We start from the raw sequence: 14,388 nt of genomic DNA on the forward strand, positions 1-14,388 counted from the left end.
CTTCTGATCTCCCGTCTCCTGGACGGCGTCAGCGACCTGATCGTTGGTTCCCTGATGGAAAAGATCCACAGCAAACACGGTAAAGCAAGACCCTGGCTTCTGTGGTGGTGCATTCCATTTGCAGTGTCACTTGTTCTCATGTTCACAGCACCGGATTTTGGAACCACAGGTAAAATCATCTATGCGTTCCTCACTTACAACCTGGCAGTAACTGTTGTATACACAGCGATCAACCTGCCATTCGGTTCCCTTGCAGCTCTTATGACCAAGAACCAAACCGAGCGCGGCTATCTGAATATTTCCAAAATGGTATTTGCATTTGGCGGCGGTATGGTCGTAAACGCAGCAACTCTTCCACTTGTTAAATATTTCGGAAATGATTCTTCCGCATGGCAGAAAACATTCCTGATCTACGGTGTCGTTGCGATCATCTTTTTCCTGATCGTATTCTTCACCACCAAAGAAGCAGTTACCGAAGAAGCAAAGAAAGCCGGATCTGAAGAAAAAGTCAACATCCCACAGGCTCTGAAAAGCCTTATTAAAAACAAATATTGGATGATTCTTCTTGCAATCTTCTTTTTAAACAGCGTAGTAAACGCTTTTATCGGTGTAAACGTATACTATGCACAGTACATTATGAACGATGACAGCTTGGTTGGAAACCTTTCCATTTTCCAGAACATCGCTTCCTTCGCAGCATTTGCAATATGCACAGGTATCATCCGCAAGATTGGTAAACAGAAAATCGCCATCTCCGGTGTTGCAATTTCCTTCATCGGATATGCAATGGTACTATTAAATCCAACCAGCTATGCAGTTCTTTACATTGCAGCAATCATCAAAGGTGTTGGAAACGCAGCTCTTTCCGGTGTTATGTACGGAATGCTTGCTGACACAGTTGAGTACAACGACTGGAAATCCGGCATCCGCGCAGAGGGCCTTGTTTTCAGCGCAAACTCCATCGGACAGAAAATCGGTTCCGGTATCGGCTCCGCAGTTCTTGGCTGGGTACTTGCAGCATTTGGTTTCGTAAGCTCCTCCGCTGCACAGCCAGCTTCCGCAATCAGCGGAATCCGCGTCATCTTCTTATATGTACCGCTTGTTGTGTTCGCGATCATGTTCATCATCCTGTTATTCTACAAGCTGGACAAAGAGTATGGACATATTGTAGAAGACCTGGAGAAGCGTGCTAAGAGAGCATAAAAGTTTTCAAAAAGAAGGGAAAAATTATGGCAAAAACAGTAGAAAAATATAAAGTATTTGACCTGGAACTTTCCGGAACATCCCAGGGAAATCCATTTCAGGATGTACAGCTTACCGCTGATTTTTCCAATGGAATCCAGAAGCTTACCGTAAAAGGTTTTTACAAAGATCAGGGAAAATATGGCATCCGTTTCATGCCTCAGGCAGAAGGTAACTGGACTTATGAGACACACAGCAGCGACCCGCAGTTGGACGGCCAGACAGGTGAATTTCTCTGCACACCAGCCGCAGCAGGCAACCATGGACGTGTGTGCCTGAAAAAAGATGTACTTCCAAAGAAGGAAGTAAACTTCTATGTAACAGAAGATGAATTCCATTTTGCATACGAGGACGGCACCAGATTCCAGCCTTTTGGAACCACCTGCTACGCATGGGTCAACCAGTCCGAACAGGTGCAGGAGCAGACTTTGGAAACACTGAAAAACGCTCCTTTTAACAAGATCAGAATGTGTATTTTCCCAAAATTCTACACCTACAACACCACAGATCCGGAAAGATATGCATTCCAGGGAAACGCAAAAGACGGCTTTGATTTCTCCAGATTTGATAATGTGTTCTTTGAAAATCTGGAAAAAAGAATCCAGCAGCTGGACGAGCTTGGCATCGAAGCAGACATCATTCTTCTTCATCCATACGACCGCTGGGGCTTTTCCAAAATGACAAAGGAGCAGGATATTTTCTACTTATCCTATGCTGCAAGACGTCTTTCCCACTTCAAAAATATCTGGTGGTCCATGGCAAATGAATACGATCTGATGCCTCAGAAAACCGTAGAAGACTGGGATACTTACGCAAGAGTTGTAATGGAAAATGACCCGTACGGACACCTTCGTTCCATCCACAACTGCGTTCCTCTTTTTGACCACAACAGATCCTGGATCACACATGTAAGCGTTCAGCGTGTAGATGTTTACAAGACCGCAGAAATGGTTACAGACTGGAGAAACCAGTACCGCAAGCCTGTGATTGTAGACGAAGTTGGATACGAAGGAAACATTGATTTCGGATGGGGCTGCCTGACTGCACAGGAGCTGACCAGACGCTTCTGGGAAGGCTGCATGCGCGGCGGATATCTGTCCCACGGCGAGACCTATGTGGACCAGGGCGACCAGATCTGGTGGGCTCACGGCGGCACCCTTCACGGGGAAAGCACAGCCAGAATTGCCTTCCTGAAAGAGCAGATGGCTCAGCTTCCAGATGACATCCAGCCTCTTACTCTCACCCCGGAAAACCACGAAGAAAACTGGGATTCCGTATGCCTCCACGACGGCGAAAGCTACTTCCTGTACTACTACGGCTTCTTCCGCCCACTGTACCGCAACTACACGCTGCCAGCTGGAAAGAAGTACAAGATTGAACTGATCGACACCTGGAATATGACCACAGAAGAACTTCCGGAAGTTTATGAAGGAAAAATTCGGATTAAGATGGGGGCTAGACAGTATATGGCGGTGAGGATGAAAGAAGTGAAATAACTGCCGCGGATAGGCGCTGTCGCAGAAAGTTATTGCTAACGCATATCTGAAAAGTTCGTATAATATATGTATCACGATCTATGAAAAATATCGTTTAAGTAAAAACGATGTAAGTTGGCCGATCATTTATGTGCTTTTTATCGCACAAGTGATCGGCCTTATTTCATACAAAATCTAATATTGGAGCTGAAATATTTGCATCATCATTCCAGCTGCCTTTTACTTTACAGCTTTAATTCTCACCGCAATATATTCCTTGCCTGGAAGCTGGACGCGGAATTGTCCTTTGTGGATTCCGCCGTCTGTGATGGTCATTTCCCAGGTATCAATGATTTCTACCTGATACTCTGTGGTATCGTCGAAATAGAAGTCACGGAAGCTTGGGCGCATAAATGTATAGTAATAAATGAAATAGTCTTTTCTTGCCGGGAAGCCAGCTGCGCGGCAGGCAACTTCATCCCATTTGCATGGCATTGGTTCTACGCCAAGACCTGGGGTTTCTTCCATAATTTTTGCCAGGAATTTAATGCGCTCCGGGGAGGTTCCGTGCAGAACTCCGCCGTGTGACCACCAGAGAATGCGGTCCGGGCTGAGGTAAGTTTCACCGTGTCCCGGATATCCGCCGCGGCAGAATGCCTCCCAGAATCTTCTGGTCATTTCTTCTCCGCTGATGTTTCCCCAGCCAAACTGAATGTTTCCTTCATAGCAGATTTCATCCAGAACGACTGGCTTGTGGTACTTCTCACGCCACTCGTTTACCAGCTCGGAGGAACGGTAGGTTTCGGTTCGCTGGATGCTGCAGTGAGTTACCCATGGCAGGTTATAGTCGTAGTAAGCTTTGCAGTTGTGGATGGATCTCAGGTGGTGATATGGATCTTTTTCGCAGATGATTGCGGCATATCTTTCCCAGTCTGCGAGAGTTTTCTCATGCATCAAATCGTACTCATTGGCCAGTGACCACCATACATTGCGATATGCGGAAAAACGTGCCAGAACATATTTCCAGTAGCGGTCGTCATCTTCTGCCTTCATCATGGAAAATCCCCATCTATCGTATGGATGCATTACGATCAGATCTGCCTGGATGCCAAGGGCCATCAGCTTCTTAATACATTCTTCAATGTGCTGGAAATGTGCTGGATTAAATCTGGTAAAGTCCCAGTCATTTCCAGGTGCACAGCCGTTGTATTCGGCGAAATTGTTCTCATTTAATTCAGAAGTGTCGCAGGGTGTTCCCTCATACGGGTAGGTGATTGGCTCGTGAAGGTTGTAATCGTAGTGCTTCGGGAAAATGCAGAAACGGATTTTGTTAAACGCATTTTCTTCCAGGGTTTTCAGGGTCTGCTCCTGAAGCTTTTCATTCTGCAGGTTCCATACATAACAGGTAGTTCCAATACAATGATAAGGCTTGCCATCCTCGTAAGCCAGGTAATAGGTTCCGGCTACGCGGACTGGACCGTGGTTGTCTGCGGAAGGGGCTACAGCTTCAAAACTGCCGCTGACTTCTTCTGCGCTTTCTGTCTGGAAGGAAGATTCGATTTTAAATGTATATGTATCCACAAAAGATGGCATAAATCTTACTTTATAAACACCGTCTCCATCATAGAAACCGTCTACTGTTTTCTTCTCATTTTTACACTCAAAAGTTCCCTTGATCCACTGGTCGCAGAAAGGATTCCCCTCCTTCGGCCCCTTAACTGCAACCTCAAGGGTTCCCCATTTTTCCACAGTTTTTGCATAGTTCATTTCCATAATCAGATACTCCTTTTACTAAAAAATTTCTTTTTCCATAAACATAAAAACCCATGTTTCCTGCTACCATAATACGCCAGGAAACATGGGTTTTGCAATGGAACTTTATTAAGAAAATGTAGGAATTTATTAACCAAAAAGAGCAATCCTTTCATTATTTGTTTCAAACTTTAACTGCTCCTTTTAGCTTTTATATTATTCTTGACAAATTCATTTTAACAGGTTTTAATATATTAATAGACGTACTTTATTCGTATTTTGAGATGATATTTACGAGAAAAAAGAGGATCATAGCACCTTGACAATATAATATACTTAACCGGGTAGCCGGGGGACGTGCTTTCACTCGATCTGGACACCTTACCAGAAGGGAGTAATCATTATAAGTACTTATGAGGAATTGCAAATTATACTTACAACTGCCTTACTAATTGTTGCAATTTCTTTTATGCAAAATCACGAACTTGCTCATTTATAGCTATGATACTAAAACTTCCCACACCAGTACGGTGTGTTGAACATTGAAAATTCAATATTTCGGCCAATAAAAAAGGCATAAACCTGTTCCTCTTGGTATAATAGAGTTGTCGAAAAACCATTTTAACAAAGGTGCGAATCCCATTTTAGGTATGGGAAGTCTTAGTATGATACTAATTTTTTATTTCCTCAAAATCTCAAAATAATCAAAATCTGCCCATTTTCTTCCGCCTGTCATGTCGTGGCAGTACATGCCGAAGTGGGCGCCGGTGAAGCCCTCACTTTGTTCATCGGTGAGGATGTTGGTGGGGACTTCGGCCAATTCACGGAAATTCTGTCCGTCCAGGGAATAGTAGAATTTCGCGTGCAGGCCATCCTCGGTGGTAACGGTGCGCAGGAACAGGGGGCCGTTTTCGGGGATGGCAATCGGAGGGATTACATCATCCACTGCGAAGTGGCTGCTTCGGATTAAACGAAGCTTCGCTGGAATCTTCAGGTCAAGTGACGGACAACCATATTCCTCGTCTCTGGTTTTTACCAGAAGATAGAAGTTTCCCGTATCATACATGTAAGCCAAGCCAGCCATCTGTTCTCTGCATGTTGGCACAAAATCAATGCTGGTTTCTACTTGAACATGACGTGCCTGCTGGCGCCTGGCAATCATGCTGACGTTGCAGCAAGAATTCAGGGATTCCTGGCCATAGAGGCGCAGATAGCCCGGACGCTCGGTCAAACTTGCGTAGCTGTCATAAGACTGGCGCAGAGATGTGTAGCGCACATCCAAAACTCTCCCAAAGTCATCTCTCCCATAATCCTTCCCCTCTTCCTCCGGGAAAATATATTCTGCAATTCCCTCCGGTTCTTCCGTCTCCCATTGGCCAAACCTTCCGCCGCAGGCCAGGCGCAGCCAGCCATCTTCGTTCCACACCATTTTCTGAATTGCGGTCTCGCGGCCAAGGACGCACTGGCGGGTTCCTTTGGGTGGTCTTGCGCATAGATGCACCATGTACCACTCCCCATTCTGAGTGCATACAAGATCTGCGTGCCCGCACTTCTGCAGCTCCTCCGGATTTTCCACATCAGAAGTCAGAACCGGATTGCCTGTATCTTCCTCGTATGGTCCCCAAATGGAACGCGCTCTCGCCATAGTTGCCATATGCTCATAGCTGGTTCCGCCTTCTGCCATCAGCAGATAATAATATTCCCCAATATGGTAAATATGCGGTCCTTCTGTATAATTTCGCCCCGTGCCCGGGAAAACATTCTTCGCCTCTCCAACCAGACATTCCTGCACCGGGTCATACTCCTGCACCAGGATCCCTTTGAAATTATTGATCATATTCACCACATATTTTTTCCCATCTGTATCATGAAACAGGGAAGGATCGAACCCAGAACTATTCAGATAAACTGGTTCCGACCAGCCTCCCCGGATATCCTTTGATTTCACCACGTAATTATGGGTATTAAAAAATCCGCTGGTACGAGTCTTCACATCTGTATAAATCAGCCAGAAATACTCCCCGTCCCAAGAAATATCCGGAGCCCACACGCCGCAGGAATCCGGCTCTCCTACCATGTTCAGCTGGCTCATCCTGGTCAGTGGTGACGGCAGCTGCTCGTAATGCTTCAAATCCTTTGAGTGGTAAATTTTCACACCCGGCCACCACTCAAAGCTTGAATTTGCAATATAATAATCATCTCCTACACGGATAATACTTGGATCCGGGCAAAATCCCGGAAGAATTGGATTTTGAATCATCTCTTCTTACCTCCACTTTATAAAAAAAGATTGTAAAATCGCAACCTTGCTACAATCTTACAATCCTTTTCAATATACATTTTATGATACCAGTGGCAAAAGACCTTTTGACGCTTATATCATTTTATTTCTCATACAACGACTGCAGACACATTGGTTTCTTTCCTTCAAGCTCATCTGCCATATTCAGCGCCAGTATGTTCCAGTTGATAAAACCTCCATTCATAATCGGTTTCCCGTTAAATGGATCGTAATACTCATGAAGACTGCCCGTTTTTTCCAGATCATCTCCAAGAAGGCGCATGGTGCGCTTGTACATAATTTCCGCCTCCATGCAGTACCCGTAGTTCAAAAGTCCGCGAAATACCACATAGTTTGCAACCAGCCAGATCGGGCCAAGCCAGTTGGACGGATTATTGGTAACAGACAGGTCAAACATTTTCTCATCCTTTGAAAGCGTGGTCAGGCCAAAGTCTGAACCAAAGGTATCGGGATCAAAAATATGCTTCACCATATCTGCTGCCTGCTCTTTGGTAGCAATTCCTGCATACATGGGAATGAACCCAGACCATACACGAACCTTGATAGGCAGTGTTTTCCAGAAAACCCCAAGCCCCTGATGGAACCAATCGTATTTTCTGGTCTTAATATCTACATCGACGGAATAGAAAAAGCGGTCACGCTTATCCCAGCATTCCTGCTGGATAGCTGTAATCAAAGCTTCACGTTTTCCAAGAAGCTTCTTTGCCTCTTCCTCTTTTCCAAACTGGCGGTACAGCTTTGCGCCAGCCTCAAGCTCTACGCACATAAAGCTGTTCAGATAAATATTTGCAGTGGAAAATGACGGGCGGCCAAAAGTCGCCGGGTCATTATCCATACCGATCATAATATCATCCTGCCATACATACAGCCCACTGTTTTCGTGGAAATAATAGCGATCATAACAGTCGAAATATTTCGCTGCACCAGGCAGAAATTCCTCAGTCCAGCTGTAATCTCCTGTATAATCACTGATCAGGCACATCTGGCTGCAAAGGAAGGGCTTATGCATATTCATGATTTTTCCTTCTTTGTGCCGCATATTCAGATACGGCTCCGGCCAGTCTGCAACCTCGATCATCATAGGAATGTATCCGTCTTCAAGCTGATGATCAAAAAAGTTGCGAATATTTCCCTGTGCATGCTCTATAATTCTCGGCCTCACGGACGGATCCTCGTAAGAATCTGCCAGATTCAGGAAGCCGTATACGGACCAGTAGGTATCCCAGTCCCATACATTTCCATCATAAACAGAGCCTGGATCAATAAATGGATAGCGGATAAAGCTTCGCGGATTCTTCAGCACATCCTCCGTGTGAGACATTACAAAATTTTTCAGTTCCTGTCTGTACCGCTCTGTCCTTTTATCTTCCATAATATTAACCCTTTACAGCTCCTGCTGTCATACCTTCCATCAGTTTCTTATTCAGTGCCATGTACAGAAGCAGAAGCGGGAATACACTCATGGATACAGAAGCAAAGATTGCACCCCAGTTCTTGGATCCAAACTCATCAGAGAAATACAGAAGTCCTGTCTGAACTGTCTTCAGTGCAGAATCGCTGATGAATGTCATGGAAAACAGAAGGTCATTCCATTTGAAGAAGAACTGAAGTACCAGTACGGTTACAATGGAGTTCTTCATAAGTGGTGTTACAATATGCCACATCAGTCTGTAGATACCGCAGCCATCAATAACGGCAGCTTCCATAATGTCATCCGGGAAGGAGCGAAGATATCCCTGAACCAGATAGATGGAAAGTGACAAACCGAAAGCTATGTAAGTAATGATCAGACAGGTTCTGGTATTCAGCATATTTGTTTTGCTGTAAATCTGGAACAGCGGGATCAATGCGATTGCAACCGGAATCATAATACCGAAACGGAAATACTGTGCAACTGCATTTCTGAATTTCCATTTCATCTTGGTTACAGCGAAACCAACTGTCACAGAGAAGAATACGATAAATACCAGTGCCACTAATGTGGTAATCAAGCTGTTCTTAAAGAATGTGGACATGTGGCCTCTTGTCCATGCATCAGAGTAGTTCTGGAAATAAAAGCCATCGTTTAATGCATAGGCAGGTTTCTCACTCCACTCAGCCTGTTTCTTGAAGGATGCTGTAAGCATCCAGAACAGCGGATAAATTTCAATCATGCAAAGAAGGAAAATTACAATTCCTCGAAAAGCTGCTTTTACTTTTTTCATAATATTTCCTCCTTTCAGTCTTTCACATCAAATTTGTTAATAACAAGAGAACCGACTACACAGATCAGGAAAATCACGATTGCGATAACGCTGGCGTAACCCACCTTATTGTATGTAAATGCAACGTCATACATATACATGGACAGTGATTTGGTTGCGCTTCCTGGACCGCCCTTTGTAAGAGCCATAGCGGACTCAAACATTTTTACAGTACCGGAGAAGCTGAATACAAGGCTGGTGATTACCATCGGACGAAGCAGTGGAAGAAGAATATTCTTAAATAACTGCCATCCGCCGCAGCCATCGATTCTTGCTGCTTCCAGGATATCATCGGAGATATCAAGGAGTGCACCATAGAAAATTACGGAATAGAATCCCATGGCTACCCAGATATCCATTACACACAATGCCCAGAGAGCTGTGCTGGACTGGCCGATCCATGGCTGAACAAGGTTTGTAAAACCAAGAGAGTCAAGTAAGGAGTTTAACAGACCATAGTTTGGCTGAATCTCATAAATCTTTGCAAACAGCTGACCTACTGCAACAGTAGGAAGTACTACAGGGAAGAAAACCAGGGTTCTTACGATAGTTTTGCATCTCCTCAACCAGAATTTAAACATCAGGGAAAGTAAAAGTCCCATTCCAACCTGGCCAATGGTTACTACTAATACATATTTACAGTTTACTGTTAATGCATTTAAAAAGTTCTTGTCTCTAAAAAGTCTTGCATAATTGTCAAATCCGGCAAATTCCCACTGAAGTCCCGGGCTGCCGCTGAAAAATGAATAGTACAGCGACCAGATAACCGGTACCATTACGATGATAGTGTAAACAATTAACGCCGGAATTACGAAAAGGGATATCGCTTTCTTATTACCTAATACCTTGTTCATAAAATTCCTTCCTTTCTGATTTCTGACATAAAAATGGGAGTGTCTGTTGGCAAACACTCCCATTTGAAGTTCAAAGCTTATATTGCCAAAGCTGATACTTACTGCATGTCATATACGTCCTGGATGGACTGCATATATTCTTCGCCAGTCATTTCGCCGTTCAGCAGAGGCTGTACATTTTCCTGTGCAGTCTTGGAGATTTCGCTAGGCATTTTTGCTTCCCACCATGCAAATCCTTCTGTGGATTTGTCAATCTCATCAAGAACAAGCTTGGTGTAACCATCCATATCATCTGCTGCAACATCATATGTGTAACCTTTAACAGTTCCCTGCTCTTCCATTGCAAGGTTTCCGATGTTCTCCATGAAGTATTTCAGGAACCAGCCAGTAGCCTCGTCATATTTATCGTTATCAAGAGCAAGAATGTTACCACAATTCATAGAGTAAGAAGTTGCGGAGCTAACGGACTCATCTGCAACCGGAATGTTAAAGAATCCGATTCCGTCCTCGCCTGCCGGGTTCTGGGAATCATCTGTCAGGTTCTGTGTAAACCAGGAACCATTGTAGAAGATAGCAGCTTTTCCGCTCATCAGCATGGAACCAGCTGTGTTCATATCAACTGTTGTAATACCTTCTCCGAAGTATCCTTTCTCAGCCCACTCTGCAAGTTTATCAGCTGCAGCAACCAGCTTCTCATCTGTGTAAGGAACCTCGCCGTCAGCTGCTTTTGTCATGATGTCGTTTCCTGCTGTTCTTACTGCGTAAGCGTTGATCAGACGGGTTGCACCCCATTTGTCAGATCCGCCGGTTGTAAGAGGCTGGATACCAGCATCGGAAAGCTTCTGAAGAACTTCTTCAAATTCATCCCATGTAGTAGGAACCTCACATCCTGCCTGCTCAAACAGAGCTTTGTTGTACCAGAAGCCTTCTACGTTCAGTCCAAGAGGAAGATCATAAAGATCATCTGTTCCGGATAATCCTTTCAGAAGCTCAACAGCACCACTGTTCAAGTAATCAGCTGTTCCGATTTCATCAACTGCTTCGGAAATATCTTTTACTTTACCGGAATCGATCAGTACGCTAAGCGGAGCACCTGCTTCATAAGCGAACAGATCCGGAAGATCATTGGATGCTGCCAGTGTAGCGATTTTCTGCTGAAGGTTGTCAGAAGCAACCATCTCATACTCCCATGTGAAGTTCGGGTTTACGTTTTTCTGATAATCTTCACAAATCTTATTTAACAGCACACCGTTGTCATTATCTTCTGCCCAGATGGTAAGGATTTTGATGTTTTTCTCAAGCTGTGGATCCTCTCCTGAGTAATCTGCTGCAAATGTAGGAACTGCAAGCATGGTGCTTGCTGTTAATGCTGCCATTAAAATAGCTAATGCTCTCTTTTTCATTATAATTCCTCCAGAATTTTCAATTTTTGATTTTTGGTTAGCCAGTTACTTTTTTCGGTCTCGTTTAATGTTTTTCGCTTATTGTCTTTGTATCCCCGGGAAATATCTTATGCTTATATAATACCAGTTTCCCGTTCATTTACCAGTGCCTAATTTTTATGGTAATGTACAGTTTTTTTAGACTGTTTTATATAAAAATTGTAGTACATTCAGGTAGTTTATTATGCTAAATATGCAAAATACACATATCCAAAACGATGAATACGTGCACTTTGTATATACTCTTATATTATCCCTCTGGATTCCACACATTTCCTTTGTATTCATTGGGAGTCATGCCTTCATGCTTTTTAAAAATATCGCAAAAATATCTGTAATTATTATATCCTACCAGCTCGCTTACTTCATGAACCTTATATCCATCCTGAAGCAGCTTTTTTGCTTTCTTAATGCGCAGGTCTGTAAGATACTTTACATAAGAGGTTCCTACTTCTGTCTTAAAAAGAACACTTAAATATGCAGTACTCATTCCCACTCTGTCAGCAAGCTCGCTCAGTCCAATGTCCTGGTTGTAGTGTTCGTCCAGATATGTGAGCAATTCCAGGATCACCCTGTGTCTGCTTCCTGTCTGGTCTGCTGTCAGATGCTTGTTGATATCTGACAGTACACCTTCACCGTAAGCTTGTATCTGTTCCATAGTCTCACATTTTTCCATTTCCTGGAATGAAACCAGTGAACCACGCTCCACCTGCTTCTGACTCTCAATCAGCACATCACTAAGTACACAAAGATGCTTGTAAAATTCCCTCCTGAAATCCTGCACATCCGGATAGAGTTCCTTAAGGCAGGCGATAACCTGTCTGGAATATTCCCGAAATGATCCGGCATCTCCTCTTGTAATGCTTCGCACTCCACCCTCAAAAATCTGATCAAGCTCCTGGAATTTTTCCCTGTTAGCCTGTGCCTTTTTGTCATCTTCATATCTGGTTTTGGCCCATCCGCTTTCAACACGGGCAAGAGCATTTTTCAGCTTTTCTGCAGTAACCGGCTTATCAATATAATCCTTTACACCCAGGGTCAATGCTCTCTGCGCATACGCAAATTCAGAATACCCGCTAATTACAATAAAATTTGTATCCGGGCATTCATCCTTGGCAGCTTCGATAACAGACAAGCCATCCAGACCCGGAATACGGATATCTGTAATTACCACATCCGGCTTCTCATTTCGGATCACTTCAAGCCCCTGGATACCATCATAAGCAGCACCTACCACTTCATAATCCAGCTTCAATCGGGAAAGCAAAGCCTTGATCCCCTGCACTACAATATATTCATCATCAATCACAACTAAACGATACATAAATTCCTCCTTATTTTACCGGAACTACAATCGTCACTTTCGTTCCCTTTCCCGGACTACTTTCAAAGGTTACTCCATATTTTTCTCCGTAATTCAGCTTTATACGCTCAATTACGTTTCGCACACCGTAACCGTTCTCCAGTCTTGACATATCGTCAATTCCCACGCCATCGTCTTCAATGGTAAAGATCATATTGTTTTGCTCCTGCCAGCCTCGCAGGGAAATTTTACCTTTACCGATTTTCGGCTCAAGACCGTGATACATGGCATTCTCAATAAACGGCTGGAAAATAAAGGTGATTGTCTCCCTCTGGAGGATTTCTCTGCTGATATCCACAAACAGCTCAAAACGGTTATTGTACCTCATGTTCTGCAGCTTCATATAGCCCTGCATCCATTTTACGGAATCTGCAACCTTAATATATTTATTTCCGTTATTTAGTGCCAGCTTGAAATTATCGGAGAGTGCTTCCACCATCTCTGCCATCTGGTCATCCCCGTGCATAATTGCCACAAAATACAGAGAATCCAGGGTATTATAAAGAAAATGAGGATTAATCTGGGACTGCAAAAGCAAAAGCTCTGCCTCACGTTCATTCAGCTTTACAGCCATCAGATGCTCAGAAAGCTCAAGATTCGTATTAACCATTTCCTTAAACTTCTGACCAATACGGCCAACCTCACTGTAATCAAACTCTTCTGTAATATGACGTTCACCCTCGCCAACCTGTGCAATAGTATTTTCCAGCTGCTTCAGAGGCTGACTAATAGTTCTGGAAATAATTCTCGCCATAATGAAGCCTACAATAAGAACACAGCCTGCTACAAGAAATGAAAGCAGCCGAATTCCCTTGCTTTCCTCACTAAGTTCATTTTTTTCTACTACATTTACAATACTCCATCCTGTAGTATAGTTTGTAACAGAAGAGAAAAGATACAGACTGTTTTTTTCCGGATTGGAAAAGGCTTCCATAATAGCAGTTTCCCTCTTCTCATTTCCAACAAAATAAATCAGCTTGCCCTCCTCATCCAACACCATAAAATTGCTGGAATTAAAGCTTTCATTTCCCATGACAAAGGATTTTCCCAAAAGCTTCTGGCTAAGGCCAACTACCATATATCCCATTCCCTCTCCATCAGAAGGATTGATCATATATTTTGCATAACAAAAGCCGGCTTTAGATCCCACCGCCAGAATGCTGTCCTTAAAAAACACTTCTCGTCCCTTAGCTTCATTGGCTGCCTTTACCCAGTCCTCTTTCAGGATATCCTTATCTGCATAATACATATAGAAGTCATAGGTTCCCTGATTGATATTGTTCAGCTGATAAACATGTCCATACAAATCTGTAAATACAATATAGTTCACCCAAACCTGCTGACTGGCCATCTCATTTGCCACTTTTCGAAGCTTTGTCCGGTCACCGGAAGAAAATTTACTTCCTCCATATTTATTTCCGTTTTCCAGAATCTGCTGAAAAGACTTATCATTGAGAAAGCTTCGTCCAACATCCACAATATTTTTCAGATTCATATCCAGCACACGGCTGGAATTCTTAAGCGTAGATTGATAAGAAGCCCGGTAATTCTGCTCAATCGCATCAACAGAGGCTTTATATACAATATTCATCAAAACCCCAACACCTAAAAGGGTGATAAGAAACATGGAAAGAAAAATCTGGTTCTGAATACTCAGCTGCCTCCATGCTTTTTGTATTCCCGAAGCCTGTTTTTTCTTTTCCATATTCTCATCA

Annotated in this window: 10 protein-coding genes; 2 read left to right on the forward strand and 8 right to left on the reverse strand. The window is 43.5% G+C overall.

All coding sequences use genetic code 11. From position 1 onward, the window contains the following. Window positions 1-6 precede the first annotated feature (6 nt). Together DWZ38_RS01025 and DWZ38_RS01030 are read left to right on the forward strand one after the other, a co-directional pair. Window positions 7-1,203, forward strand: a complete 1,197-nt coding sequence (locus tag DWZ38_RS01025; RefSeq protein WP_262579966.1) for a glycoside-pentoside-hexuronide (GPH):cation symporter — start codon at window positions 7-9, stop codon at window positions 1,201-1,203. Window positions 1,204-1,229: 26 nt separating this feature from the next. Then, window positions 1,230-2,738, forward strand: a complete 1,509-nt coding sequence (locus DWZ38_RS01030; protein ID WP_021924860.1) for a DUF5605 domain-containing protein — start codon at window positions 1,230-1,232, stop codon at window positions 2,736-2,738. Between the two features lie 219 nt (window positions 2,739-2,957). Here DWZ38_RS01030 and DWZ38_RS01035 read toward each other — a convergent pair whose 3' ends face one another. The 8 genes from DWZ38_RS01035 to DWZ38_RS01070 form a co-directional block, all read right to left on the reverse strand. Then, window positions 2,958-4,490 (reverse strand): DUF5605 domain-containing protein, encoded by a 1,533-nt coding sequence (locus DWZ38_RS01035; RefSeq protein WP_021924859.1) that lies wholly within the window; start codon window positions 4,488-4,490, stop codon window positions 2,958-2,960. A gap of 658 nt (window positions 4,491-5,148) precedes the next feature. After that, a complete protein-coding gene (locus tag DWZ38_RS01040; RefSeq protein ID WP_021924858.1) occupies window positions 5,149-6,729 on the reverse strand; it encodes a glycoside hydrolase family 43 protein in 1,581 nt (526 codons plus the stop codon). 124 nt (window positions 6,730-6,853) lie between these two features. Next, window positions 6,854-8,143 carry a trehalase family glycosidase gene (locus tag DWZ38_RS01045; RefSeq protein WP_117849468.1) on the reverse strand — a complete coding sequence of 430 codons (1,290 nt, stop codon included), beginning with the start codon at window positions 8,141-8,143 and terminating at the stop codon, window positions 6,854-6,856. A 4-nt stretch (window positions 8,144-8,147) separates the two neighbouring features. After that, window positions 8,148-8,975, reverse strand: a complete 828-nt coding sequence (locus DWZ38_RS01050) for a carbohydrate ABC transporter permease (RefSeq protein ID WP_117849469.1) — start codon at window positions 8,973-8,975, stop codon at window positions 8,148-8,150. 14 nt (window positions 8,976-8,989) lie between these two features. Next, the gene (locus tag DWZ38_RS01055) at window positions 8,990-9,868 is read right to left on the reverse strand and encodes a sugar ABC transporter permease (protein ID WP_117849470.1); all 879 of its coding nucleotides are present in this window, start codon (window positions 9,866-9,868) and stop codon (window positions 8,990-8,992) included. A gap of 98 nt (window positions 9,869-9,966) precedes the next feature. Continuing rightward, a complete protein-coding gene (locus DWZ38_RS01060) occupies window positions 9,967-11,271 on the reverse strand; it encodes an extracellular solute-binding protein (protein ID WP_021926254.1) in 1,305 nt (434 codons plus the stop codon). Window positions 11,272-11,560: 289 nt separating this feature from the next. Continuing rightward, window positions 11,561-12,634, reverse strand: a complete 1,074-nt coding sequence (locus DWZ38_RS01065) for a response regulator (protein WP_117849471.1) — start codon at window positions 12,632-12,634, stop codon at window positions 11,561-11,563. Window positions 12,635-12,644: 10 nt separating this feature from the next. Beyond that, a complete protein-coding gene (locus tag DWZ38_RS01070) occupies window positions 12,645-14,378 on the reverse strand; it encodes a sensor histidine kinase (RefSeq protein ID WP_117849472.1) in 1,734 nt (577 codons plus the stop codon). Between the last annotated feature and the right edge of the window lie 10 nt (window positions 14,379-14,388).

Origin of the sequence: Ruminococcus sp. AF31-8BH (assembly GCF_003460605.1) — a bacterium.
Lineage (GTDB): Bacteria > Bacillota > Clostridia > Lachnospirales > Lachnospiraceae > Blautia_A > Blautia_A acetigignens.